General features: G+C 70.7%; 25 protein-coding genes. 14 read left to right on the top strand and 11 right to left on the bottom strand.

The window, feature by feature from the left end:
• Positions 1-50: 50 nt before the first annotated feature.
• From ACWCOV_RS30190 to ACWCOV_RS30210, 5 genes are all read left to right on the top strand, one after another.
• Positions 51-767 carry a DUF4129 domain-containing protein gene (locus tag ACWCOV_RS30190; protein WP_449832717.1) on the top strand — a complete coding sequence of 239 codons (717 nt, stop codon included), beginning with the start codon at positions 51-53 and terminating at the stop codon, positions 765-767.
• Entirely contained in the window at positions 764-1,357 is a 594-nt protein-coding gene (locus ACWCOV_RS30195) for a hypothetical protein (protein ID WP_449832718.1), read from the top strand. Before ACWCOV_RS30190 ends, ACWCOV_RS30195 begins: the two co-directional genes overlap by 4 nt.
• A gap of 6 nt (positions 1,358-1,363) precedes the next feature.
• The gene (locus ACWCOV_RS30200) at positions 1,364-2,374 is read left to right on the top strand and encodes an AAA family ATPase (RefSeq protein ID WP_449832719.1); all 1,011 of its coding nucleotides are present in this window, start codon (positions 1,364-1,366) and stop codon (positions 2,372-2,374) included.
• Positions 2,371-3,672 carry a DUF58 domain-containing protein gene (locus tag ACWCOV_RS30205; protein ID WP_449832720.1) on the top strand — a complete coding sequence of 434 codons (1,302 nt, stop codon included), beginning with the start codon at positions 2,371-2,373 and terminating at the stop codon, positions 3,670-3,672. Before ACWCOV_RS30200 ends, ACWCOV_RS30205 begins: the two co-directional genes overlap by 4 nt.
• 91 nt (positions 3,673-3,763) lie before the next feature.
• The gene (locus tag ACWCOV_RS30210; RefSeq protein ID WP_449832721.1) at positions 3,764-4,249 is read left to right on the top strand and encodes a hypothetical protein; all 486 of its coding nucleotides are present in this window, start codon (positions 3,764-3,766) and stop codon (positions 4,247-4,249) included.
• Here ACWCOV_RS30210 and ACWCOV_RS30215 read toward each other — a convergent pair.
• Positions 4,246-4,794, bottom strand: a complete 549-nt coding sequence (locus tag ACWCOV_RS30215; protein WP_449832722.1) for a TetR/AcrR family transcriptional regulator — start codon at positions 4,792-4,794, stop codon at positions 4,246-4,248. The two genes, ACWCOV_RS30210 and ACWCOV_RS30215, sit on opposite strands and share 4 nt — an antisense overlap.
• Positions 4,795-4,913: 119 nt before the next feature.
• Between ACWCOV_RS30215 and ACWCOV_RS30220 the strand changes: the two genes are divergently transcribed.
• On the top strand, positions 4,914-6,329 hold the full coding sequence (locus tag ACWCOV_RS30220; RefSeq protein WP_449832723.1) for a DHA2 family efflux MFS transporter permease subunit: 1,416 nt from the start codon (positions 4,914-4,916) through the stop codon (positions 6,327-6,329).
• Between the two features lie 9 nt (positions 6,330-6,338).
• Complete coding sequence (locus ACWCOV_RS30225) at positions 6,339-6,662, top strand: MmcQ/YjbR family DNA-binding protein (RefSeq protein WP_449832724.1); 324 nt, start codon at positions 6,339-6,341, stop codon at positions 6,660-6,662.
• 68 nt (positions 6,663-6,730) lie between these two features.
• Here the strand turns inward: ACWCOV_RS30225 and ACWCOV_RS30230 are convergent, their stop codons facing one another.
• The 4 genes from ACWCOV_RS30230 to ACWCOV_RS30245 all read right to left on the bottom strand — a co-directional run bounded on the left by ACWCOV_RS30230 (position 6,731) and on the right by ACWCOV_RS30245 (position 9,413).
• Positions 6,731-7,387 (bottom strand): dienelactone hydrolase family protein, encoded by a 657-nt coding sequence (locus tag ACWCOV_RS30230; RefSeq protein WP_449832725.1) that lies wholly within the window; start codon positions 7,385-7,387, stop codon positions 6,731-6,733.
• Between the two features lie 4 nt (positions 7,388-7,391).
• Entirely contained in the window at positions 7,392-7,739 is a 348-nt protein-coding gene (locus ACWCOV_RS30235; RefSeq protein ID WP_449832726.1) for a hypothetical protein, read from the bottom strand.
• Between the two features lie 152 nt (positions 7,740-7,891).
• The gene (locus tag ACWCOV_RS30240; RefSeq protein ID WP_449832727.1) at positions 7,892-8,308 is read right to left on the bottom strand and encodes a VOC family protein; all 417 of its coding nucleotides are present in this window, start codon (positions 8,306-8,308) and stop codon (positions 7,892-7,894) included.
• Positions 8,309-8,342: 34 nt separating this feature from the next.
• Positions 8,343-9,413, bottom strand: coding sequence for a neutral zinc metallopeptidase (locus tag ACWCOV_RS30245; protein WP_449832728.1), 1,071 nt, complete (start codon positions 9,411-9,413; stop codon positions 8,343-8,345).
• 230 nt (positions 9,414-9,643) lie between these two features.
• Between ACWCOV_RS30245 and ACWCOV_RS30250 the strand changes: the two genes are divergently transcribed.
• Genes ACWCOV_RS30250 through ACWCOV_RS30260 form a run of 3 tightly spaced genes read left to right on the top strand, consistent with a single transcriptional unit; the run spans position 9,644 to position 14,007 of the window.
• A complete protein-coding gene (locus ACWCOV_RS30250) occupies positions 9,644-11,335 on the top strand; it encodes a DUF885 domain-containing protein (protein ID WP_449832729.1) in 1,692 nt (563 codons plus the stop codon).
• Positions 11,332-12,531, top strand: a complete 1,200-nt coding sequence (locus ACWCOV_RS30255; protein WP_449832730.1) for a Maf family nucleotide pyrophosphatase — start codon at positions 11,332-11,334, stop codon at positions 12,529-12,531. Before ACWCOV_RS30250 ends, ACWCOV_RS30255 begins: the two co-directional genes overlap by 4 nt.
• Before the next feature lie 9 nt (positions 12,532-12,540).
• Complete coding sequence (locus tag ACWCOV_RS30260; protein ID WP_449832731.1) at positions 12,541-14,007, top strand: insulinase family protein; 1,467 nt, start codon at positions 12,541-12,543, stop codon at positions 14,005-14,007.
• On the opposite strand, the gene ACWCOV_RS30265 is transcribed toward ACWCOV_RS30260, so the two are convergent.
• Genes ACWCOV_RS30265 through ACWCOV_RS30275 form a run of 3 tightly spaced genes read right to left on the bottom strand, consistent with a single transcriptional unit; the run spans position 14,004 to position 16,148 of the window.
• Complete coding sequence (locus ACWCOV_RS30265; RefSeq protein ID WP_449832732.1) at positions 14,004-14,363, bottom strand: hypothetical protein; 360 nt, start codon at positions 14,361-14,363, stop codon at positions 14,004-14,006. The genes ACWCOV_RS30260 and ACWCOV_RS30265 overlap by 4 nt on opposite strands.
• A gap of 10 nt (positions 14,364-14,373) precedes the next feature.
• Positions 14,374-14,574, bottom strand: coding sequence for an acyl-CoA carboxylase subunit epsilon (locus tag ACWCOV_RS30270; protein WP_449832733.1), 201 nt, complete (start codon positions 14,572-14,574; stop codon positions 14,374-14,376).
• Positions 14,571-16,148, bottom strand: coding sequence for an acyl-CoA carboxylase subunit beta (locus tag ACWCOV_RS30275; RefSeq protein ID WP_449832734.1), 1,578 nt, complete (start codon positions 16,146-16,148; stop codon positions 14,571-14,573). The genes ACWCOV_RS30270 and ACWCOV_RS30275 overlap by 4 nt, the downstream gene beginning before the upstream one ends.
• A 93-nt stretch (positions 16,149-16,241) precedes the next feature.
• On the opposite strand from ACWCOV_RS30275, the gene ACWCOV_RS30280 reads away from it, so the two are divergent.
• Positions 16,242-18,866, top strand: a complete 2,625-nt coding sequence (locus ACWCOV_RS30280; protein ID WP_449832735.1) for a hypothetical protein — start codon at positions 16,242-16,244, stop codon at positions 18,864-18,866.
• 6 nt (positions 18,867-18,872) lie between these two features.
• On the opposite strand, the gene ACWCOV_RS30285 is transcribed toward ACWCOV_RS30280, so the two are convergent.
• Complete coding sequence (locus ACWCOV_RS30285; protein WP_449832736.1) at positions 18,873-19,355, bottom strand: SCP2 sterol-binding domain-containing protein; 483 nt, start codon at positions 19,353-19,355, stop codon at positions 18,873-18,875.
• 102 nt (positions 19,356-19,457) lie between these two features.
• Between ACWCOV_RS30285 and ACWCOV_RS30290 the strand changes: the two genes are divergently transcribed.
• The 3 genes from ACWCOV_RS30290 to ACWCOV_RS30300 all read left to right on the top strand — a co-directional run bounded on the left by ACWCOV_RS30290 (position 19,458) and on the right by ACWCOV_RS30300 (position 23,621).
• Positions 19,458-20,084, top strand: a complete 627-nt coding sequence (locus ACWCOV_RS30290) for a TetR/AcrR family transcriptional regulator (RefSeq protein ID WP_449832737.1) — start codon at positions 19,458-19,460, stop codon at positions 20,082-20,084.
• Positions 20,085-20,184: 100 nt separating this feature from the next.
• Complete coding sequence (locus ACWCOV_RS30295; RefSeq protein WP_449832738.1) at positions 20,185-22,812, top strand: phosphoenolpyruvate carboxylase; 2,628 nt, start codon at positions 20,185-20,187, stop codon at positions 22,810-22,812.
• Complete coding sequence (locus tag ACWCOV_RS30300) at positions 22,812-23,621, top strand: biotin--[acetyl-CoA-carboxylase] ligase (RefSeq protein ID WP_449832739.1); 810 nt, start codon at positions 22,812-22,814, stop codon at positions 23,619-23,621. Before ACWCOV_RS30295 ends, ACWCOV_RS30300 begins: the two co-directional genes overlap by 1 nt.
• Here the strand turns inward: ACWCOV_RS30300 and ACWCOV_RS30305 are convergent.
• Positions 23,611-23,718, bottom strand: coding sequence for an MFS transporter small subunit (locus ACWCOV_RS30305; RefSeq protein ID WP_449832740.1), 108 nt, complete (start codon positions 23,716-23,718; stop codon positions 23,611-23,613). The two genes, ACWCOV_RS30300 and ACWCOV_RS30305, sit on opposite strands and share 11 nt — an antisense overlap.
• Positions 23,715-25,109, bottom strand: a complete 1,395-nt coding sequence (locus ACWCOV_RS30310) for an OFA family MFS transporter (protein WP_449832741.1) — start codon at positions 25,107-25,109, stop codon at positions 23,715-23,717. The genes ACWCOV_RS30305 and ACWCOV_RS30310 overlap by 4 nt, the downstream gene beginning before the upstream one ends.
• Between the last annotated feature and the right edge of the window lie 21 nt (positions 25,110-25,130).

Here is a 25,130-nt window from a genome sequence, read left to right on the forward strand (position 1 = left end):
AGTCGGCTGCCATGGCTCGACACCGGCTTCTGATCGGTTAGCCTTCCGTGGTGCAGCCGAGGCGGCGGGGAGCGCTGGTGCTGGTTGTCGTGCTGATGCTCGGCATCGCGGCGGCCGGTTTCGTGGTGCTCGCCTCGGCGGGGGGACCGGTGCGGCCGGTCAGCGAGAGCACCCGGACGTCGAGCCCACGGCCGGTGACCCCGGAGCCGGCCGACGAGACCGCGCAGACTCCGCGGCCTGGCCCGCCGTCGGCCCTGAAAGACGTGGAGCCGAAACCGCTGCCTGCCTGGGTGGAAGCACTCTGGCAGGCAATCGTCTGGTTGGCGATCACGGCGATCGTGGCGTTCATCGGATGGCTGATCTACCGGGTCGTGCGGCAGGTCCAGCTGCCGGAGGCCGAGGACGAGGACACCGACTGGGAGCGGATCAAGGCCGACCGGCTCGCCGGGGCCGTCGACAGCGGACTCTCCAGGATCGACTCCGGCTCGGCGACCGACGCGGTGATCGCGTGCTGGGTCGCGCTGGAGAACGCGGCGGCATCGGCCGGGGTTCCCCGGGAGCAGTCGGAGACTCCGGCCGAGTTCACGGTCCGCGTCCTCGGCGTCGGCGGGATCTCCGAGCCCGAGCTCGTCCGGCTCGGTGAGCTCTACCGCGAGGCCCGCTACTCGACGCACGGCTCGACCGAGGAGGCTCGTGCCGAGGCTCGGGCAGCGCTGCTCCGCCTGCGTGACGAGTTGTCCGCAGTCACTGCCGAGGTGGGCGGATGACGTCGTACAAGTGGACGCCGTTGGACGAGTCGGAGCGGCGGGCTGCGGTCCCGCCGGCACCGGCTCGGTCGATGCGGCTGGACAAGGTGCTGGTGAAGCATGTCGGGATCACCGTGCTGGTGAGCCTGCTGCTGGTGGCCGCGTTCGGAGCGCTCGGGATGGCGCCGCGGCCGCTGTGGTTCGTGGCGACGGCACTCGCGATCGGGTTCGGCTCGCTGGCGATCCGGCTGATCGTGCCGGAGGTGCTCGAGACGAGCTGGCCGGCCCGGCACGACGAGAAGCTCTCCGCGTTGCGGACCCGGAGCAACGACAACCGCACGCAGTTCATCGCCACCTGGCTGCAGGAGTCCAGCCGCGAGCGCCGGGCGGGTGAGGGCTCGCAGACGTTCGCGCGCCGGATCCAGCCGCTGCTGCTCGAGGTGACCACCGACCGGCTGCTGCACCGCCACGGCGTCGACCCGCGGCGCGAGCCGGCCCGGGCCCGTGAGCTCACCGGCGACCGGCTGTGGGATCTGATCACCCGGGACGACAAGCTCACGGCCTCCCTCGACGAGATCGAGTACGCCGTCCAGACCATCGAGAATCTGTGAGGAACCGTGACCGACGCTGACCTGCCTGCCACCGAACACGCCGGCCGAGAGCTGCGGGTGGACGAGGTTTCCGCGCTCAGCCAGGAAGTGCTGGCACGGGTCGGCGAGGCGGTGGTCGGCAAGTCCGGGGCCCTGGAGCTGGTGCTGGCCGGGATTCTCGCCGGTGGGCACGTGCTCCTGGAGGACTACCCGGGGCTGGCGAAGACCTTGGCCGCGCGGTCGTTCGCGCAGGCGCTGGGGCTGGAGTTCCGGCGGGTGCAGTTCACCCCGGACCTGTTGCCGTCGGACGTGACCGGCGCGTTCGTCTACGACCAGAAGGAGTCCGAGTTCGCCTTCCGGCCCGGCCCGATCTTCACCGGCCTGCTGCTGGCCGACGAGATCAACCGGACGCCGCCGAAGACGCAGGCCGCGCTGCTGGAGTCGATGCAGGAGCACCAGGTCACCGTCGAGGGCCAGACCTTCCCGCTGCCCACGCCGTTCCACGTCCTCGCGACCGCGAACCCGGTCGAGTACGAAGGCACCTACCCGCTTCCTGAAGCCCAGCTCGACCGTTTCATGCTGCGGATCGGCTTCGGCTACCCGAGCGCCGCGGAGGAGTGGGAGGTCCTGCGCCGCCGGATGAGCCGCCGGCAGGAGGACCAGACCGTCGAGGCGGTCACCGACGCGGCCGGACTGCTCGCCGCCCAACGGGCGATCGAGACCGTGAACGTCGAAAACACAGTCGGCCAGTACTGCGTCGACCTGGCCGCCGCCACGCGTCGCGACTCGCAGGTCCTGGTCGGCGCGTCCCCGCGTGGATCGCTGGCGTTGTTGCTGACGGCCCGTTCGTACGCCGTGATCCAGGGGCGGGACTACGTCGTACCAGAGGATGTGAAGGCGGTCGCCGTACCGGCGCTCGCGCATCGGATCACGGTCCGGCCGGAGCTTTGGCTGCACGAGGTGACCGGAGCGACTGTGGTCCGGGCGGTGCTCGGCTCGGTGCCGACCCCGCCCACCGTGGTGGGCGCGTCCAGATGAGGTGGCAGCCTACGCACGCGCAGATCCGGGTGATCTGTGTGGCGGGCTTGTTGCTGCTCGTGGCGGTGCTGGCTCGCCGGCCGGACGCCGCCGTACTCGGGCTGCCGCTGGCGTTCGTCGCGGTCTGGGGGCGGTACTTCCGGCCGCGGGAGGCGCCTGAGGTGCACACCGAGCTGGACACGGATGTGCTGTTCGAGGGGCAGGCGACGACGTACCGGTTGCGCGTGGCCGGGACGCTTGATCCGGACATCGACCTGATCGTGGCGGCGTTGCCGCGGACGCAGTGGTTCCAGTACGACCCGCCGCAGGCCGCGATCGCGGAGCCGGTGACCGATGGTGCGGTGACGCTCGAGGTCGGGTTGCGGTCGAAGCGGTGGGGCCTGCGGGCGTTGGAGCGGCCGACTGTCGTCGCTACGTCGGTGCTCGGCGCGTACCGCATCCCGGTGACGTCGACGGAGCCGCTTGCGGTCAGCACTCTGCCGTTGCGCGAGGGCTTCGAAGCGGTCGACGCCGTACCGCGGCCGGCCGGGTTGGTCGGGTTGCATCGATCGCGGCGTCCGGGCGAGGGCACCGAGCTGGCGGGCGTACGGCCGTTCCGGACCGGGGACCGGCTGCGGCGGATCAACTGGGCTGTGTCGGCGCGCACCCGCGAGCTGCACGTCACGTCGACCTGGTCGGACCGCGACACCGAGGTGGTGATCCTGCTCGACACCGGTGGCGAGATCGGCATCAGCGAAGGGATCGACGGACGGTCGAGCAGCCTGGACACCGGCGTCCGCGCGGCCGCGTCGATCGCCGAGCACTACCTGCGCCACGGCGACCGTGTCCGGCTGATCGACACCGGCAACCTGGTCCGCGGCGTCCGCTCCGGCAGCGGCCGGGGGCATCTGCGCCGGATCCTCGATGCCCTGGTGCACGCCGATCGCCGCGGACGGCAGCAGGACGAGCAGCAACTCGTCCGCCGGAACCGGATCAGGTCCGACAGCCTCGTCCTGGTGCTCAGCCCGCTGCTCCGCCAGGCGATCCTCGGGTACGTCGTGACGCTCGTCCACTCCGGATGCACAGTTATTGCCGTGGACACGCTGCCCCCGGACGTCGCCTCGGTGATCGACCTCGACGAGCACGACGCCCGCGCCTGGCCGCTCGCCTGGCGCCTCCGGATGCTCGAACGCCGCCGCGAGCTCGACCGCCTCAGCGACCTCGGCGTCCCCACCGTCACCTGGCACGGCGCCGGCACCCTCGACGAGGTGCTGAGAGACGCCTCCAGACTCGCGGCTGCCCCAAGGATGCGCTCATGAACGGCATGCGGGCTTGGAGGTGTGGCTGGTGACGCCGGCGGAGCGGGTTAGTTTGTGGTTGGCGCAGGGGCGGGCGGCTGGGCGGGCTGTGGTGGTTGCTCGGCTGACCATCGCCGTGGCCGGGGCGGTGGCGTTGGGGGTTTCGGCGGTGCAGCCGTGGAATCAGCTGGATCTGGTTCCGCTGGTGGGGATTCCGATGCTGCTGGCGACGGTCGTGTTGCCGGACTCGCTGACCGGGGTGATCTTCCTGGTCGTGGTCGCCGGCGGCTGGTTGATCCGGGCCCCCGCCGAGGTCGGCTGGGGTGTGGTGCTGACCGGGATGAGCTTGCTGGTGGTGCATCTGGCGACCGCGTTCGCCGCACAGGTCCCGTCGTACGCACTCGTCCACCGCGAGGCGCTCCGCCGGTGGTGGTTGCCGGGGGCAATCGCGGTGCTGATCGTGCCCGTGGTCGCGGTCGCCGCCGCGCTGATCCAGGGCGCCGACGTCGCGGGCTCGATGCTGGTCACGGTCGCCGCGCTGCTCCTCGCCACGGCCGCGATCTGGTTCGCCGCCGGCCAGAAGGTCGGCCGGGACTAAGCCGGGTCGCCCAAGGTCGAGATGACCTCGTCGGCCCACGGGACCGGGACCGCCGACGGGCCGAGGACCTGCATCGCGGTCATCACGGTGAGCAGCATGCCGGTGCCGAGGAACTCGCGCACCTCGGTCGGGGACGCGCCGGTGAGCTCGCGGACCAGGCGGTAGATCCCGCCGAAGCGCTCGCGGACCAGGTCGCCGATCGCAGGCTCGCCGCTGGCCGAGAAGCCGTGCAGCAGGACCAGAAGAAGCTCTCGCTCGGCCAGGAAGGTCTCGTAGCGGCCGCCCAGGCTGGCCAGCGTCGGCTCCTCGGCCGCGGCCTCGCGGAAGGTCTGCTCGATCCGGTCGCACACGGACTGCAGCGCGGCCAGGAACAGCTGCTGCTTGGTGCCGAACAGGCGGATCACGTACGGCTGGGAGACCCCGGCGATCCGCGCGATCTCGTCCGTCTTGGTCCCCGCGTACCCGGCCGCGCCGAACGCCTGCACCGCCGCCGCCAGCACCTCTTCACCGCGCTCCGCCGCGGTCAACCGCACCCTCGCACCCATGTTTCTCCCATCTCTCCCTTGACATGTTATCAGTGAATGCATACTTTGGCCCTGGACTTGTTATCAGTCAATTACAACTAATCGCGCTTCGCGCGGGACACGGTGTGAGGGGTGTGGCAATGACATCGACCGCTCTCGAGGAGAGGCTGGAACCTTCGGCGTCGCGGGGCCGGCGGTTCGGGCTGGGCGCCGTGCTGACCGCGGTGGGGATCCCCACCTTCATGGTCACGCTGGACAACCTGGTCGTGACGAACGCGCTGCCGGTGATCAAGGCCGAGCTCGGCGCGTCGCTGTCCGACCTGCAGTGGTTCGTGAACGCGTACACGCTGGCCTTCGCCGCGCTGCTGCTGACCGCGGCCGCGATCGGTGACCGGCTCGGCCGCCGGCGGATCTTCCTGGCCGGGATCGTGCTGTTCACGGTGGCCTCGGCCGCCTGTGCGCTCGCGACCGAGCCGTGGATGCTGATCGGCGCCCGCGCGATTCAAGGCGTCGGCGCGGCCGCGGTCATGCCGTTGTCGCTGACGTTGCTGTCCGGCGCTGTACCCGAGAAGCTGCGCAGTGCCGCGATCGGCGCGTGGGGTGGCATCTCCGGTCTGGGTGTGGCCGTCGGCCCGGTGGTCGGTGGCGCAGTCGTCGACGGGCTGAACTGGCAGTGGATCTTCTGGCTGAACGTGCCGGTCGGCGTGGTCGCCGTACTGCTCGCCGCCCGCGTCCTGCGCGAGTCCAGAGGTACGGCGAAGCGCCTGGACCTGGCCGGGTTGGTCCTGGCGACGGCCGGCGTACTCGCGATCGTCTGGGGTGTCGTGCACGGCGCCGACGACGGCTGGACCTCGGGCGGTGTGCTCGGGTCCCTGGTCGCCGGGGTGGCCTTGCTGGCCGGGTTCGTCGCGTGGGAGCGGCGGAGCGCGGCGCCGATGCTGCCGCTGCGGCTGTTCTCGAACCGGGCGTTCAGCGTCGTGAACTTCGTTTCGTTCACGTTCTCCGTCGGCGTGTTCGGCGCGGTGTTCCTGCTGGCGCAGTTCTTCCAGGTGGTGCAGGGCTACAGCCCGCTGGAGTCCGGCGTCCGGACGTTGCCGTGGACGATGGCTCCGATGGTGGTGGCGCCGATCGCCGGGATGATCGTCGACCGGGTCGGTCCCCGCGTGCTGATCGCGACCGGGCAGCTGTTCCTCGCGGCCGCGCTCGGCTGGCTCGCCCTGATCACCACGGCCACGACCCAGTACGGCGAGATGGTGCTGCCGTTCGTCCTGGCCGGGATCGGGATGGGCCTGACGTTCGCGCCGGCGGCCAGCGTGGTGATGGCGAGTGCTCCCGACGCCGACCGTGGTGTTGCCTCCGGCACCAACAACACCATCCGCGAGGTCGGTGTCGCGATGGGCGTCGCGGTCCTGGCCTCGGTGTTCGCGTCAGCCGGCTCCTACGAGTCTCCGGTCAGCTACACCGACGGTCTCGTCCCAGCAGTCTGGACCGGCGCCGCCATCGTCGCCGTCGGCGCGGTCGTCGCCCTGCTGCTCCCTGGCCGCCGGCGCGTTTAGAGTGTCTGCGTGCTGGACGCTGACGACGTACGACGGATCGCGCTGTCCTTCCCCGAGACGGTGGAGAAACAGCGGTGGGGACACCCGACGTTCGACGTGGCCGGCCGGATGTTCATCACCATCCCGGACGACCAGACGTCGTTCGCGGTGCGCTGTCCCCGGCTGGAGCGGGACGAGCTGATCAAGGCGGAGCCGGAGAAGTTCTGGGTGCCGCCGCACGAGGCGGGTTCGAACTGGGTTCGGGCCCGCCTCGCGGCGCTCGAGGACGCCGACGAGCTACGCGACATCCTGATCGACTCCTGGCGCCAGGTCGCCCCGGCCGAGCTCACCTGATCGAGCAGCCCACGCGACGAGCTCTGACACCAGCTGATCGGTCTGACGTCGGCGCCATGGGACTGGACTCAGGTGGTTCTCGTGCCGCGCCGGACGTGTTCGTCGAAGAATGCCAGTACTCGTTGCCAGGAGTCGGTTGCGGCCTCGGGCTCGTAGGTGCGCCACTGATCGTTGAAGAAGGCGTGTTTGGCTCCCTGGTAGACCTTCAAGTCGTGTGCGACGCCTGCGGCCGTCAACTCGGCTTCAAGGATGCCGGCCGCCTTGGTGGTGAAGTCCTTGCCCGGCCAGGAACCGACGACGGGGCACAGCCGGCGGATCGCGTTTCGTGGCCTGGGCGCGGCGCCGTAGAACGGGGCTATCGCGCTCAGCCGGTCATCGGTGCAGGCCCACGTCAAGACGATCGAGCCGCCGAGACAGAACCCGATGGCGCCGATACGGTCGGCGTCGACGTCCGGATGACTCGACAGTTCCGCCAGGGCGTCCTTCAGCAAGGGAACGCCGTAGTGGTCCAGGTTGCCCTGCATTGCGCCCGCGAACATCCGGGCCATGCAGACAACCCGGCTTCGCCCCCGGAACAGGTCGACACCCAGGGCGGCGAATCCTTGGCCGGCGAATCGCCGGCAGATCTCCCGGATGTTGTCGTTGAGGCCGAATGCCTCATGGATCACGACCACGCCGGGGTGCGGGCCCACTCCGTCCGGCAGGGCCAGATACGCGCTGTTCACCGAGTCAGTTCTCATCGGCCCAGTCCGCGCCGCCGCGACCGGACTCCAGGTACCGCTTGAGTCCCACCCAGTTCCGGCGCTCCCAGGACGGGCCGATCAGGGCAAGCACCGGGGACATCACCCGCATCGGTCCGACCAGGCGCATGTCCCAGTCCCACCTCAGCCGCGTCCCGTCCGGCACCACCTCGAACGTCAACGTGCCGTCGACCTGCAGGTACGACGAGCGCACCACGTTGTGGAGCCGGCGCGGCCTGTCGTACTCCAGAATCTCGAGGACCATCTCGCCCCGGGCTCCCATGCCCTTGGGCACAGCGACGAACCGCGCACCCCCGCCGACCGGTCCCTCGTTCACCTTCTCCGGCGCGGATGATCCGCGGGTTGTACCTCGGCTCGTTCCGCTCGTCAGCGACCAGATCGAACACTTCCTCGGCGGGTGCGTCGATCGTGACCTCTCCACAGATGTGCGCCATCGCGATCTCCCCCCGGCGTACCGTCCACTCTCGGCTAGCTGCCGCCGCCGTACGGGACGGTGATGATCTCCAGCCAGTGCCCGTCCGGGCCCTCCCAGTAGAGTCCGCGGCCGCCGTCGCCGTGGTTGATCTCCTGCGGCTGCCGCTTGAACGGGTCGGCCCACCACTTGCGGCCGTCGTCGCGCAACCGGCCGAGGATGAGGTCGAACTCCTCCTCGCTCACCAGGAACGCGTAGTGCTGGCCGTGGATCTCGCCCTCGGTGTCCATGAAGTCCAGGCTCGCCCCGTTGTCCAGCTTCAGCTCGGCGAACGGGCCGTACGCCCCCGCCTCCGGCAGGCCGAGGATCTCGCCGACGTCGCGGGCCGCGGCCCACCGGTCCTTCACGTGCACGATCGTGTGGTTCAGCTCGATACTCATCAGGTCCCCCGGATGCGGTCTCAGCGTGGTCACTACTGTGCACCCCGAGCCCCGGCCCCGTGAAGAGTTAACTGACGTTGTTGGGTGACGCGGTGAAGGTGTTGCAGCTGGCCGGGTTGCCGGTCTTGAAGGACTGGCCCATGAACCGGCCCTGACTGGCCTTGCTGCCGTGGGTGCCCTCGTTCGGCTTGTCGCCGGCGGTGACGACCCACTTGTTCCACACCTGCAGCATCAGCCCGTTGATCGGATAGCTGCGCTTGTTCACCGCGAGGAAGACCCCGGCGAAGCAGTTCGCCTGGAGCTCGGTACGGCGGTTCATCCGCAGCCGCTCGTCGTACGACGAGGCGTCGTACTCCAGGTCGTGCGCGGCCTCCAGGATCCCGGTGATCTCCTGGACGTGGTGACCGTACTCGTGCGCGATCGAGCGGGTGTACCACATCCGCGAGTACGCCTTCGACTCCGCGTCCGGGTACTCCATGTAGGTCTTCACGAAGACGTCGACCTTCATGTACATCGTCTGGTTCGTCGGGCAGTAGAACGGCACCGCGACCGGGCCGCTGCCGCACGGGTTGGAGTAGCTCGTGCCCGCCCAGTAGACCATCTTCGGCGACACGAACCGGTAGCCGGCCTTGGCGACCAGGGGAGCCCAGCCGCGGTCCAGGCAGGGCTTGATCGCGGCCCAGTAGGCGGCGGCGTTGCGCTGGTTGGTCGGGCGGACCCGCGGCTCCCGGCAGCCCGTCGCGGCCATCTGGCCGGCCCCGTAGAGCCGGTTCTTCGCGACCACGTCGATGGCCTTCGGCTCCGGCCCCTCCGTCGTGGTGCTGGTCGGCTGCTCCGTCGGCTCGGACGTGGGTTCTTCGGTCGGCTCCGAGGTGGTGGTCGGCGACGGCGTGTACCGGCCCGAGCTGACCGGCGGGGTGTAGTCGTCGTCGGCGTCCTTGCTCACCTGGCTCCAGATGAACACGCCGGCGACCGCGACCGCGAGCAGGCCGAGCACCAGGACCGCGGGTCCCTTGGACTTCTTCTTCGGCGGCTGCTGCGGCTGCCAGCCAGGCTGAAAGCCGGGCCCACCGGGACCGGGCGGTCCGAAGCTGGGTCCCCAGCCGAATCCCTGTCCCTGCTGGGGCGCGACCGACACCGGCGCATACTGCGGCTGCCCGCCGTACTGGCCCGGTGGCGGACCGTAAGGCTGAGGCGGCGGGCCCTGCGGAGGCCCTGGCTGCTGGTACGGCGGGTACGGCGCATTCTGACCCTGCGGACCGCCGAACGGTGTCTGGCTCAACCCCGGTCCTTTCATTGACAGCGACGGCCACAGTATCGGCAGAAACAGGTCAGCCGACTCCGGCCCACGGGGGTAGGGTCGGCCAGGTGACCGATGCCACCACACCGAGCAGCCCGATCGATCAGCTCTCCGACCGGTACCTCGAGGAGTTCGTCGTGCTGTCGCCGACCGCGGCGACATTCATGGGGATCGAGGGCCACGACCATGAGCTGCCGGACTACACCCCGGCCGGTTTCGAGGCGCTGATCGACCTGACCCGGCGGTCGCTGGCCGAGGCGCGGGAGACCGCGACCGGCAGCCCGCGCGAGGAGGTCGCCAAGGACGCGTTCCTGGAGCGGCTCGGGCTGGAGCTGGAGACGTACGAGGCCGGCGTTCCGCAGCACCAGCTGAACGCGATCGCCTCCGTCCCGACCGAGATCCGCCAGGTGTTCGACCTGATGCCGACGGCGACCGAGCAGGACTGGGAGACGATCGCCATCCGGCTCAACCAGGTCGGCACGACGCTCGACGGGTACCGCGAGACGCTGCTCGACCAGGCCGGTCAGGGCCGGGTGTCGGCGCTGCGGCAGGTGAACGACCTGGCCGGCCGGATCGCCAGCTGGACCGGCGCCGACGGCGACGACTTCTTCGCCGGGCTCGCCGCGCAGGCCCCGGACAGCCCGGTCAAGGCGACCGTGGAGGCGGCGGCCGCGTCGGCGCGGAAGGCGTTCGAGCAGTTCGGCGGCTGGCTGCGCTCGGAGGTGGCGCCGCGCGCTCCGGAGCGGGACGCGTGCGGTCGCGAGGTCTATGCGCTTGCCTCCCGCAACTTCCTCGGCGCCGAGATCGACCTCGAGGAGACCTACGCCTGGGGCTGGGAGGAGCTGGCCCGGATCGAGGCGGACATGCAGGCGATCGCGGCCGGCCTGAACGACGGCGACCGCAGCATCGAGGCCACCGCCGCGCTGCTGGACGACGACCCGGCCCGCAAGATCCACGGCAAGGAAGCGTTCCGGGACTGGATGCAGCAGCTGTCCGACCGGGCGGTGGCCGAGCTCGGCGGCACCCACTTCGACATCCCGGCCGAGATCCGCACCCTGCAGTGCATGATCGCGCCGACCTCGGACGGCTCGATCTACTACACGCCGCCGAGTGAGGACCTGACCACCCGGCCGGGCCGCATGTGGTGGGCGGTGCCGAACGGCGTCGAGGATTTCGCCACCTGGCGCGAGGTCACCACCGTCTACCACGAAGGTGTGCCCGGGCATCACCTCCAGTGCGCGCAGACCATGCTGCGCACCGACCTGCTGAACCGCTGGCAGCGGATCGCCTGCTGGGTTTCCGGCCACGGCGAGGGCTGGGCCCTGTACGCCGAGCGCCTGATGGAGGAGCTCGGCTACCTCGAGGACCCGGGCGCGCGGTTCGGGATGCTGGACGCGCAGGGCTTCCGGGCCGCCCGGGTGATCGTCGACATCGGCATGCACCTGGAGCTGGAGATCCCCGCCAGCAATCCGTTCGGCTGGCGTCCGGGGGAGGTGTGGAACGCGGAGCTCGGGTTCGAGTTCCTGCGGGCGCACTGCCGGATGGAGACCGAGTTCCTCAAGGCCGAGCTCAACCGCTACCTGGGCTGGCCGGGCCAGGCGCCGTCGTACAAGGTCGGCGAGCGGATCTGGCTGCAGGCGCGGGATGAAGCAAGACAACGGAAGGGATCCGCGTTCGACCTGCGCAGCTTCCACTCCGACGCGCTGAACCTCGGCTCGATCGGGCTCGACCCGCTGCGGCGCGCCCTGGCGAAGCTGTGAGCGTCCGGTTCGTGCTCGCGTCGGCCTCGCCGGCGCGGCTCAAGACGTTGCGTGGCGCCGGGGTCGAGCCGGAGGTGATCGTCTCCGGCGTCGACGAGGACAACGTCACCGCGGAGAGCCCGGGCGAGCTGGCCCGGGTGCTGGCGACGCTGAAGGCGCGCGCGGTGGTCGCCGGCCTGACCGAGCACGCGACTGTGCTCGGCTGCGACTCGGTGCTCGAGCTGGACGGTGAACCGTTCGGCAAACCCGGTTCGCCGGAGATCGCGCGCGAACGGCTGCGGTCGATGCGCGGCCGGACCGGCGTACTGCACACCGGGCACTGCCTGATCGACACGGCCGCCAAGCAGGAGCTTCGCGAGCTGGAGTCGACAAAGGTCTACTTCGCCGACCTCACCGACGAGGAGATCGACGCGTACGTCGCAACCGGCGAACCGCTCGTGGTCGCCGGCTCCTTCACCGTCGACGGCCTCGGCGGCCCGTTCGTCACGGCGATCGAAGGCGACTACCACAACGTCGTCGGCGTCTCCCTGCCGTTGCTCCGCCGGATGCTCGCCGAGGTCGGCATCACCTGGCCGGCGCTCTGGAAGTCCTCTCCGCGGATCGATTACGACGAGACCGAGGCAGCGCGGTACGACGACACGCGCGGCGGCGCCGTACGCGCGCAAGCCGCCGCGGACGCGGTGGACTCGCTGCTGCCGAAGGGCGGCCGGGTCCTCGAGCTTGCCGTCGGCACCGGAATCGTCGGCGCCGAGCTCGTTGCCCGCGGCAACCTCGTGCACGGTGTCGACCTGTCCACCGCGATGCTCCGGCACGCACGCGTCCGCCTGCCCGGCCACGTCGCGGCGGCGAACGCGGGCCGGCTGCCGATCGCGGACCGCCGCTGCGACGCGGTGGTCGCCATCTGGCTGCTGCACCTGCTGGACGACAGCGAGCCGGTGATCGCCGAGGCGGCCCGGGTGCTGCGCACGGACGGCGTCTTCATCACCACCACCGAGAAGTCCGACGCCGGCCGCTACGCCGACGGCCGCGGTCCCGACGACTCCCGGTCGCAGGATGCGCTCGCCCACCTGGTCGCCACGGCCGCCCGCCACGGCCTCACCCTGGACGCCGCGACGACCTTCCCCGGCCCACCCCGCACGTCAGGCCAGTCCCCGCTCTACCCCCTGATCCGCTTCCGCCGCACCGCGACCGGCTAGCGTTCGGCCGTGAGCGAGTCCATCGACGGCGTCCAGGTGCTGCGGCACAGCGGCACGCAGAACCACACCGACGTCACCCTGACCTTCGCGGTCGGCTCCCGGGACGAGACCCTGCGGACCGTCGGGGTCGCTCACCTGCTCGAGCACCTGGTGATGCACGCCGTACGTCACCTGCCGATCGAGATGAACGCCGAGGTCGACCTGATGACGACCACGTTCGTGGCGTCCGGGTCGGCGGCGCGGGTCGGGGAGTTCCTGTCCGGGGTGTGCCGTGCGCTCGCCGCGCCGCCGGTCGACCGGATGGACGTGGAGGCCGGTGTGCTCGCGGCCGAGGAAGGACAGGCCGCGCACCCGGTCGTGGCACAGCTGCTGAACGTGCGGTACGGCGCCAAGAGCGCGGGACTCGCGTGGCTGGAGGGTCCCGGGTACGACGGAATCACACCGGAGCACGTGGTCTCTTTCGCCCGGAAGTGGTTCGTGCCGTCCAACGCGGTGCTGCAGGTGACCGGTCCGCTGCCGGACGATCTGCGGCTTGAGCTGCCGAGTGGTTCGGCGCCGGCCCGGGTGCATCCGGTCGCGCGTTCCTTCGATGGACCGGCCGTCGTCGGGTACGGCATCCCGGCGGCCGGTGTGCTGCTCACGCTGCCGCCGGACGACGCCGTACGGCGTTCCACGCTCGCGATCGACGTACTGCGGCAGCGGGTCGAGGAGGCGTGCCGGCACGCCGGCGGGCACAGCTATGAGGTCGGTGGTGATGTGGTGGCCGGCCCGGGTGGGAGCAGCGACTGGGTGGTGTACGCCGAGGCGCGGGAGGGCAGCGAGGAGGCGGTGTCCCGCGCGTTCGCGGAGGCGCTGACCGACCTGGCCGAGAACGGTCCGACCGAGGCGGAGCTCGCCTACCACGTCGCGCGCTGCCAGGAACGGCTCGACGCCGACGAGCCCGAGCTACGGCGTGCGTTCGCCAACACGATGGGCCGCATGTTCGGTGAGCCCGAGCTCGAGCCGGTCGACCGTGACGGCCTGGCAGCGCTGCGGCCGGCCGACCTTGCCGCCGTACTGAAGGCTGCGCTTCCGGACGCGATCGGTTACGCCTACGAGGATGCTGTCGAGGTGTGGAAGCAGGCCGGGTTCCGCGAGGGCACGCTCTGCCCGGTGATCCCGGAGCTGCCCACCGGGCAGAGCTTCAAGCCGCCGTTCGCGGCGCGGGCCTTCGTCAAGGAAGTCCGCTCGATGCTCTTGGTGCGGACGGACGCGGCGCTGGTACTGCGTGACGACGACGGAGTGCACGAGATCCGCTGGGACGAGGTCGCCGGCGTGATGCGAAGCCACGACGGCCCGACGATCGTCCTGGGCCTGAACGGCTGCGGGATCCCGCTCGACTCCGACCTGTTCCGCGGCGCCGGCAAACTGCTGGCCGAGCTCGCCGAACGGGTCCCGCGGGACCTCTGGTTCGACGAGACGAAGTTCGACGCCTAGGCCGTCAGGCCGGACTTCTGGTCGAGGAGTTGGAGGAGGTCGTGGGCGGCCAGTTCGACGGCCTTGTGCCGCCACTCGGAGGCGCGGTAGACCGAGGCGATCAGGGCCGTCCGATGGATCCGCCGGAAGTCCCCGATGACGAAGCCGTAGCGGGCCTTGGTCTCGTCCGACGGGCCGACGGTGAGGCCCAGGTGCCAGGCGGCGTACTCCTCCCAGCTGTGGTTCTCCAGATACGCGTTCTGGTCGTCCGCCCGGGGCTGCACCTCACCCCAGTCGCTGTCCAGCACGTACTGCCTGCCCTCGATCAGCCGCTTGGCCTGCTCGACAGCCGCCTTGTTGACCTCGTACTTGGCCATGCCCCCAGTGTTACGGGTGAGCCGACGCTCGCCAACGACCCGGGCCCGGGTGGAAGGGCTGCCGGGCGTGTCGCCAGTACGTCGCCCAGTCGGACGCCCGCCCTGGCTGCGACGGTACGACGGTCACCGACGAACGGGCCGCGATCACGGTGACGAGGGCGGCGAGCTCCTCGGGGGTCGGGTCGCCTTTGACTACCTGAAGGATCGTCACAGCGGGATGTTCCCATGCTTCTTGGGGGGCAGGGTGTCGCGTTTGGTGCGGAGGAGGCGCAGGGCCCGGACGATCTCGGCGCGGGTCTCGCTCGGCTTGATGACGGCGTCGATGTAGCCGCGCTCGGCGGCGATGTACGGGTTCGCCAGGTGGTCCTCGTACTCGGTGATCAGCTGCTGGCGGCGGACCTCCGGGTCGTCGGCGGCGGCCAGCTCCCGGCGGTACAGGATGTTGACCGCGCCCTGGGCGCCCATCACCGCGATCTGCGCGGTCGGCCAGGCGATGTTCATGTCCGCGCCGAGATGCTTCGACCCCATCACGTCGTACGCGCCGCCGTACGCCTTGCGGGTGATGACGGTGATCATCGGCACGGTCGCCTCGGCGTAGGCGTAGATCAGCTTGGCGCCGCGGCGGATGATGCCGTTCCACTCCTGGTCGGTGCCGGGCAGGAAGCCGGGCACGTCGACGAAGGTCAGGATCGGCAGGTTGAACGCGTCGCAGGTGCGGACGAACCGCGCGGCCTTCTCGGAGGCGTCGATGTCCAGCGTGCCGGCGAACTGCATCGGCTGGTTCGCGACCACGCCGACCGGGCGGCCCTCGACCCGGCCGAAGCCGACGATCATGTTCGGCGCGAACAGCGTCTGCACCTCGAGGAAGTCGCCGTCGTCCAGCACCGCCTCGATCGCGGTGTGCATGTCGTACGGCTGGTTCGGCGAGTCCGGAATCAGCGTGTCCAGCGCCAGGTCGGTCTCGGTCGGCTCGAGGTCGGCGTCGAAGTCGTAGGCCGGCGGGTCCTCCAGGTTGTTCTGCGGCAGGTGACCGACCAGCGCCTTCACCCACTCGATCGCGTCCTCCTCGTCGCTGCCGAGGTAGTGGGCGTTGCCGGACTTGGTGTTGTGCGTCCGGGCGCCGCCGAGCGCCTCCTGGGTGACGTCCTCGCCGGTGACGGTCTTGATCACGTCCGGGCCGGTGATGAACATGTACGACGACTCGTCCACCATCACGGTGAAGTCGGTGACCGCGGGGGAGTAGACGGCGCCGCCGGCGCACGGGCCCATGATCAGCGAGATCTGCGGGATCACCCCGGAGGCGCGAACGTTGCGGCGGAAGATCTCGCCGTACAGGCCGAGGCTGACGACGCCTTCCTGGATCCGGGCGCCGCCGGAGTCGTTGATGCCGATCAGCGGGCAGCCGATCTTCATCGCCAGGTCCATCACCTTGACGATCTTCTCGCCGAACACCTCGCCGAGGCTGCCGCCGAAGACGGTGAAGTCCTGGGCGAACACGCACACCTGGCGGCCGTCGATGGTGCCGAAACCGGTCACCACGCCGTCGCCGTACGGGCGGTTGCCGTCCAGGCCGAACGCGGTCGAGCGGTGCCGCGCGAACTCGTCCAGCTCGGAGAAGGAGCCCTCGTCCAGCAGCAGCGCGATCCGCTCCCGGGCGGTCTTCTTGCCGCGCGCGTGCTGCTTCTCCACCGCGCGCTCCGACCCGGCGTGCACGGCCTCGTCCAGCCGGTGCTCGAGGTCCGCGAGCTTCCCGGCCGTGGTGTGGATGTTCACCGTCTCTCCCATAATCGGGCAGCCTACGCGCCGGTACGCCGTCCTGCCCTGTGACGTCCACCGCAACGCCGTGACTGAACCCGCACGCTCGGTAGGTTGCTCCGCGTGGCCGACCCGGTGCTGAACGACCTCATCCGCAAGATCAACCAGCTCGTCGTCGCCGACACCGGCGGCCGGTCGATGGCGACCGGCGATCAGGTGCCCGGCGTGACCCGCGGCAACCAGCGGCGGCTGCTGCCGCTCGCGGAGAACCTCGACATCCCGGCCCGCCTCGCGCCGAGCCCGGAGGCGGTGGTGAACCGCGGCGGCGGCGAGACGTACGACCAGCGCGTCGGCATCCGGGCCGCGTTGACCGAGGTGGTGGCGAGCTGCGCGAACACCCTCGAGCCTCCGAGTCCGCTGCCGGCGCCGGCCGACTCCTACCACCGCAGCCGCCTCGGGATCGCGGTGAGCAGGGCCTATGCCGCCACGGCGACGCCGCGGCTCGCGCCACTGCTCTTCGAGAACGGGCGAGCCGACGATCTCGGCCGGTTCACGCCGCCGATCCTCGAGGGCGACGTCGCGGCCGCGCGGGCGCTGGCCCTCGCGATCGGTGCCCGGCTCAACCAACGCGACGACGCGGTGCTGACCGCACTCGTCGGCGCCGGTCGCGGCGGCGTCGCTCCGGCCGCCGGCCGGATGGTGCTGGGCGTGACGCCGGGGTTCGCGACGCTGCCGGACGCCGAGCAGGAGGCCGCCGTACGTGCGTTCGCGCGGAACCTCGAAACCGGCTTCGCGGCGCGCGACCTGACCGGGGCCAAGGCCCGCGAACTGTCCGAGGAGGTCGAGAACCGGCGGCAGGACATCGCCGGGGGCGCGGGCGCGGTCGACACGGCGCACAGGCTGGCCGCCACCGAGATCCAGAAGCTGCACGGGTTCCTGGACAAGTTGGACGAGTGGCATCCGGCGCGGCAGGAGCGGGCGCAGAAGCTGGCCGGCGTGCAGCGGCCGGAGTCGGTCCACCAGTTGGCAGAACGCATCGAGCGCGAGGTCGGCGAGCTGACCGGCGCCCCGCAGTCGCGGTGGAACGGTCAGGTCGAGTCGCTCCAGCTCACCGACGACCAGGAGCAGGCCCTGGCCAGGCTGACCGAAGCCGTCCGGCTGCGGCCGGAGGAGGTGACGGCCGCCCGGGACGGGTTCCGGCAGGCCACCGCGGAGCTGGTCCGCCTGGCCGTCCCGGACGAATACGACTGGCGGCACGAGCAGGCGGCCGCGAGTGTCGCACCGCGGTTCCTCACACTCGAACAGGCAGTCAGTACGGCGTTTGCCGAGGACAACGTCAACGGGATCATCGGCCGGACGCTCCCGGCCACGCTCGCGACACAGCTGCAGGCGCCGCGGGAAGCCCACCAGGACGGGCCCGCGGCTGTCGCGCGCGGGTTCGCCGCGGCGGTCGACTCGGCCAACCGGCGGCCGGCCGGCGAGACCCTTCGCCTGATGGCCGGACAGGGCCGGGCCGGGATGGCGATCGTCGCGGCGGAACAGATCGCGGCCGGGGTCCCCAACCTCGAGCGGCCCACCGCGGTCACGCTGATCGCCGAGACGATCGACGACAGCTTCGACGACCTGCCGCAGGTCCGGGACCCGCGGGCGTACGGCGAGGATGTCGCCAGGCTGGCCCAGTCCATGGCCGAGAACTTGGCGGAGGAGACAACCGAGGTCGCAGCCCCGGAGCGGCTGCAACCGGCGGCCGAGCGCCCCGCGAACATCCGTCAGCTGATGGAGCGCATCCAGGGCAGCGTCGCCGAGCTGACCGGCGCACCGGAATCCCTGTGGAACAACGAGTTCGAGCTGATGCCGCGGGACGGCGTCGCCCCGTCCGCCGAGGGCACGATGTACGTCGAGCGCAGCGCTGACCTCGCGATGGTGCAACTGACCGACGGCGCGGACATGCCGCTCGTGGCGGCGCTGCGTGACTCCTCGGGCAACCTCACGCGCAAGCAACTGGCGGACGCGTACGACGGGATCACTGCAGCCACCGTGTCGTACGCACAGTGGGCGGTCCCCGCCGGGCACACGCGGGAGGACGAGATGCGGGCCGAGGCGGACCCGCAGTACGACGCGCTCGCGGCGTCGGTGCGGAACGCCTTCGTCGAGGACAACCGCGACGAGATCATCGACAGCGTGCTGCCGGCCGAGCTGGCGGACCAGGTGAAGTCAGCTGGGCCGTCGTACGTCGACTCGGCCTGGGCTCCGGCGGCGCGTGGACTCGCGCAGTCCATCGACGAGGCCATCGAGGCGGCCCCTGGGACGACGCTCCGGCAGTTGGCGGGGCAGCACCGGGCCGGGATCGCCACGGCCGCCGCGGCGGCACTGGTGGCCGACACCGACATCCCGGCCGCTGACCGGCCGGCCGCCGTACGCGAGGCCGCCGACCGGATCGGTCACGCGTTCGGCAACCTGCCGGCCCAGCTCCAAGCCTGGCAGGAGGCCGGTACGACGGACGCCGACCTGGCCACCAAGTCGTTCGAGTACGGGCAAGAGCTGGGCATGGATGCCAATGACCTGGTCCGCGAGCGTAAGGAAGGCATGTTCACGATCGCCGCGCAGGCCGATCCGCACCTGCGGTTCGCCAACGACCCGGCGGCGCCACGGCCGGGCAGTGTCAAGGCACCGGCGGCCGCTCCGGGGGCGAACCGCGCGGGCGGGTCCGGCGCGTCCAGGCCCCGCGGTCTGGGCGAGCGAGGCTGACCGGCGTCAGGCTGGTCCGACGGCGAAGATCTTGGTCAGGCGGGCGGCCAGGGCCAGGTCGCCGCGGACCGAGAGGCGTTGTTTGAGGACCGCCAGGACCGGGTCCTCGATGCCGGTGACGACGCGCAGCAGCGTGGCCGGGTCGGTGCGGATGGAGATGTCGGCGCTCTCGGGCTGATCGTCGAGCAGCCGGCAGCGGCCGTCGCTGACCCGGATCCAGAACTCGTCCACGTCCCCTGCGACGCCGTTCCCGCCTGCCCCCGTGATCTGCCAGGCTACGACTGCGTCGAACCCGGCAGCCCGGGCGGGTCGGAGGTACTCCGGCATCCGGCGAAAGATCTCGCGCAACGCGACCTCCCGCACGCCCCCGATGAGCCGATGCCGAAGCTCCCGTTCCGACGTCCGGTCCACCAGCCGGGCGAGCTCACCCGCGTCGAGCGAGGTCAGGCCGTCGGACTCCAGCCAGCCCGCGCTGCCTCGCTCGGTCATGGCGACCTCCCCGAAGGTGTGGAGACCCGGGACCGTAGGCGCATTCCGGACCGGGTTCCTACCAGACCGTAGGAATTTCCTACGATCTGGTAGGTTTGTCAAGTGGTGGAGGACCCCGAACCGCGCCGCCGGGCGGCCCATCTAGGCCCGGAGCGCCGGCGGCCGATGATCCTGGACGCGGCCCTGGAGGTCTTCTCCGAGAAGGGCTACGCCGGGACGACGATGCAGTCGGTGGCGGACGCCGCCGGAGTCACCAAGCCGGTCGTCTACACCTCCTTCGCCAACCGCGACGAGCTCCTGCTGGCCCTGCTCGCCCGCGAGGAGCAGCACCTGGTCATCTCGATCGTCGCCGCGTTGCCGGCCGACCCGAGCGTCGGCACTCCCGAGGAACACGTCCTCGAAGGCCTGACCGCCTTCCTCACCACCGCCGCGCAGCACCCGCGGTCCTGGCGGATCGTCTTCGGCGCCCAGTACGGCGCCGCCCCCGTCGTCGCCGAACGGGTGCGAGCCGCCCGCGCGTTTCTGGTCGAGGGCCTGCGGCTGACCCTGATGAAGTCCCTGCCCGGCGTCACTGCTCCGGACGCGAACCTGCCGGTGCTGGCCGAGCTGCTCGCCTCGATGACCGAGGCCTGCGCCCGGATGCTCGTCGTCGACGGCACCGAACGGACCCCCGCCGAGCTCGCCAAGGTGGTCTCCCAGGTCGTCGGAGGCGGCTTCGGCAACGTCTGACCCGCCGTACTGGGAAGTAGCTGCGGATGGGGTCACGATCGGGCTTCCAGCAGGCGGACTGTGCGGCGTCGGCGTGCGCCCGCCGATAGGGTGGGCGAACGTGACCGAGACCGGTAGTGAGACCCGTACCCGCGCGCGGTTCGAGGTGCCCGAAGAACTTCGGGCCGACGTGCGCCTGCTCGGCGAGATCCTCGGCAAGGTGCTCGTGGAGTACGCCGGTCAGCCGCTGCTCGACGACGTCGAGAAACTCCGCGAGCTCACCATCGCCGGTGACGGCGCGGCGGCCGAGCAGCTGGTCGCGTCCTGGCCGCACGAGCGGGCCGAGGACGTCGCGCGGGCGTTCACCTGCTACTTCCACCTGACCAACCTGAGCGAGGAGCTGCACCGCGCCCGGGTGCTGCGCGAGCGCGACCGGATCGGCGATGCGCCGGTGGTGTCAGAGCTCGCTCAGGCGGTCGAGAAGATATCGGCGGAGAGCGGTGAGCAGCAGGCCCGCGCGCTGCTGAACGGGCTGGAGTTCCGCCCGGTGCTGACCGCGCACCCGACCGAGGCCCGGCGGCGCGCTGTACTGGCGACCATCCGCCGGATCTCGTCGCTGCTGGAGGAGCGGTCCGACCCGCGCGCTGGTGACAGCGAGCTGGCCGAGAACCAGCGCCGCCTGATCGAGCAGGTCGACATCCTCTGGCGGACGTCGCAGCTGCGGACCAGCCGCCCGTCACCGCTGGACGAGGTGCGGTCCGCGATGGCGGTGTTCGAGGAGACCCTGTTCGATGTCGTCGGCAACGTGTACCGGCGGCTCGACGACGCGCTGGCCGGTGACGCGGCCGGGACGAAGACGCCGGCGGTGGCGCCGTTCGTCCGGCTCGGATCGTGGATCGGCGGCGACCGCGACGGCAACCCGAACGTGACCGCGGCGATCACCCGCGAGGCCATGCAGATCCAGGCCGACCATGTGCTGCGGGCGCTCGAGCGGGCCACCGACGAGCTCGGCCGGGCGCTGACCTTGGACGCGGCAACCACTCCGCCGTCCGCGCCGGTCCGCCGCATCCTGGAGGACGCCCGCGCGGTCAACCCGGACCTGATTGCCGACATCGAGACTCGCTCGCCTGCCGAACCACACCGTCAGCTCCTGCTGCTCGCTGCGCGCCGGTTGGCCGCGACGCGCGCCCGGGATGCCGACTTCGGCTACCCGCGAGCTGCTGACTTCTTACACGAGCTGAAGGTGCTGCAGGACTCGCTGGTGACCGCCGGCGCTCCGCGGCAGGCGTACGGCGAGCTGCAACAGCTGATCTGGCAGGTGAACTCGTTCGGCTTCCACCTGGCCGAGCTGGAGGTCCGCCAGCACTCGTCGGTGCACACCAAGGCACTGGAAGAGGTGCTGGGCGGTGGTGAGCTCTCCGACCAGACCGAAGAGGTGCTCGCCACGCTTCGGGTGATCGGCCAGATCCAGCAGCGCTTCGGCCCCGAGGCGTGTCGTCGGTACGTCGTTTCGTTCACCCGCAACGCCGGGGACCTCGCGGCCGTCTACGAGCTGGCCGACGCCGCGATGGACGGCCGGCCGATCGAGCTGGACGTCGTACCGCTGTTCGAGACCGGTGAGGACCTGCAGAACTCGGTGGAGGTGCTGGACAACGCGATCCAGCTCACCCGGGTCCGGCACCGGCTCACCGCGAACGACCGGCGCTTCGAGGTCATGCTCGGCTACTCCGACTCCGCCAAGGACGTCGGACCGGTGTCGGCCACGCTGGCTCTGTACGACGCGCAGGCGCGGATCACTGCCTGGGCTCAGCGCAACGCGATCCGTCTGACCCTGTTCCACGGCCGCGGTGGTGCTCTCGGTCGTGGCGGTGGTCCGGCGAACCGCGCCGTACTGGCACAGGCCCCTGGGTCGGTGTCGGGGCGCTTCAAGCTCACTGAGCAGGGCGAGGCGATCCCTGCTCGCTACGGCAACGCAGCAATCGCCCAGCGGCACATCGAGCAGGTGACCGCGGCGACGCTGCTGGCGTCCACTCCGGCTGTCGAGGAGCGGGCGGCTGCAGCGGCCAACCGGTTCTCGGTGGTGGAGAAGACGCTCGACGAGGCCGCGCGTACGGCGTACCACCGGCTCGTGAAGGCGGACGGCTTCGCGGAGTGGTTCGGCCGGGTGACTCCACTGGAGGAGCTCGGTCAGCTGCCGCTCGGGTCGCGTCCTGCTCGCCGTGGCGTGGCGGTGTCCTCGCTGGAGGACCTGCGGGCGATCCCGTGGGTGTTCGCGTGGTCGCAGGCTCGCGTGAACGCGCCCGGCTGGTACGGCCTCGGTACGGCGCTGGCCGCCGTCGGCGATGTCGCCGTACTGCGTGACGCGAACCAGAACTGGCCGCTGTTCCAGGTGATGCTGGAGAACGCGGAGATGTCGCTGGCCAAGACCGACCGGCGCATCCTCGGCCGCTACCTGGAGCTGGGCGACCGGTCGGACCTGACGCAGCTGATGCTCGACGAGCACGCGCTGACGACCGAGTGGGTGCTCAAGGTGCTCGACCAGGACCGCCTGCTGGCCGGACGGCGCGTGCTGGGTCGTGCGGTCGAGCTGCGCAACCCGTACGTCGACGCACTCAGCTACCTGCAGCTGCGTGCACTGCGGACGCTGCGCACAGACGACTCGCTGGACGAGGAGCAGATCGTCCGGACCCGGCGGCTGCTGTTGCTGACCGTCTCGGGTGTTGCCGCCGGCCTGCAGAACACCGGCTGATGTTCAGCGACCTGGATCGGCCGCCACTCGACGCACGCTTCCTGAGTGGGCGGCTGGTGCGACCCGGCTCGCTCTGGACGCAGATCGACGTACTGACCGAGACGGAGTCGACGAACGCGGTCGTGGCCGCTGCTGCGGCTGCCGGCGCTCCGGAGGGGCTGGTGGTCACTGCGGAACACCAGTCGTCGGGGCGCGGGCGGCTGGGGCGTACGTGGACCACTCCGCCGCGGTCTGCCCTGCTGACGTCGGCCTTGCTGCGTCCGACGGCTGTGCCCGCCGCGCGGTGGCCGTGGCTCGGGTTGCTGGTGCCGTTGGCGGTGGCAGCCGCCGTACGTCGGGTGGGGGAGATCCCGGCTCAGGTGAAGTGGCCGAACGACGTACTGGTCGAGGACCGCAAGCTGGCCGGCATCCTGCTCGAACGCGTCGACGGGCCTGCGGCTGTGGTCGGCATCGGGCTCAACGTGACCCTGCGCGAGTCGGAGAAGCCGCATCCCGCTGCGACGTCGCTGGCGCTAGAGGGTGCCGCGACTACTGATCGGGTGACCGTGCTGGCCGCCGTACTGCGCGAGCTTGCGACTCGCTACCAGGCCTGGCGTGCTGCCGACGGGGACCCGGAGACGATCCTGCCGGAGTACCGCGAGCACTCAGCGACGCTCGGGCGTCAGGTGCGCGTAGAGCTGCCGGACGGGACGTTCCTGGAAGGCACAGCACGTGACCTGGCCGACGACGGCCGGCTGATCGTCGACACCCCCGACGGCGTCCGACCACTCGCCGCCGGGGACGTGACGCACCTGCGCGCTAATTCGTGAAGATCTTGGCCGCGGTGATGAGCGTCTGGATGATGCCGTAGCCGAGCAGCACGGCGACCAGCAGCCAGGAGATCACCAGGCGTGGCGTCTGGTTCATTTCGCCTCCTCCATCGTCGGCTCGGACCGCTCGTGGAACCGGGCGGCGACCGGGCGGATCAGCAGGTTCGCGACGAAGCCGACGGCCAACACGCCGACCATCGTGAACAGCGCCGGCCGGTACGCCTCGGCGGTCAGCGTGCCCGGCTTGCCCTCCCGGTCGAGGAACCCGTTGATGATCAGCGGCCCGGCGATCCCGGCCGCGGACCACGCGGTCAGCAGCCGGCCGTGGATCGCGCCGACCCGGTAGGTCCCGAAGAGATCCCGCAGGTACGCCGGCACGGTCGCGAACCCGCCGCCGTAGAAGGACAGGATCACCGCCGCGAGCAGGACGAAGATCACCGTGCTGTTGTGCCCGACCGTGGCCAGCAGGAAGTAGGCGATGATGCCGACTCCCAGGTACATCGCGTAGATCGGCTTGCGGCCGATCACGTCCGACGTGCTGGACCAGCCGAACCGGCCCGCCATGTTGAAGATCGACAGCAACCCGACGAACCCGGCGGCCGCGGCGACCGCCACCGAGGACTTGCCGTCACCGCCGCGGAAGAAGTCCTGGATCATCGGGCTGGCCTGCTCCAGGATGCCGATCCCCGCGGTCACGTTGCAGAACAGCACCACCCACAGGCACCAGAACTGCGGGGTCCTGATCGCGTTCGCCGCCGACACGTGGTTGGTGGTGACGAGCGCCTTCTGCTTGACCGACGCCGGGTCGAACCCGTCCGGCTTCCAGTCGTCGGCCGGCACCCGGATGTTGAACACCCCGAACATCATGATCACGAAGTAGCCGATGCCAAGGGTGAGGAACAACGCGACCAGGGCCCCGCCGCCGGCCACCGACGCGCTGTTGCCGGGATCGTAGTTGTCGTCGTACACGCTGAGCAGCTGGCGCGACAGCGGGCTGGCCACCAGGGCGCCGCCGCCGAAGCCCATGATCGCCAGGCCGGTGGCGAGGCCGGGGCGGTCCGGGAACCACTTGATCAGCGTGGAGACCGGCGAGATGTACCCGATGCCGAGGCCGATGCCGCCGATGACGCCGTACCCCAGGTAGACGATCCAGAGCTGGCCGGTGCCGATGCCCAGGGCGCCGACCAGGAAGCCGGTGGCCCAGAAGCAGGCGGACACGAACATCGCCTTGCGGGGGCCGTTGCGCTCCACCCAGGTGCCGCCGACCGCGGCGGACAGGCCCAGCATCACGATCGCGATGCTGAAGATCACCCCGATCGCGGTCTGGCTGGTGTCGAAGTGCTTCACCAGCGACGTCTTGTAGACGCTGGTCGCGTACGCCTGGCCGATGCACAGGTGGACGGCGAGCGCGGCCGGCGGGATCAGCCAGCGGCTGTATCCCGGCGGAGCGACGGTGTGCTCCCGGTCGAGTACCGACAAGACGGCCATCATCGCTTCCTTTCGTACCGA

It is taken from the genome of Kribbella sp. NPDC002412 (assembly GCF_053592935.1).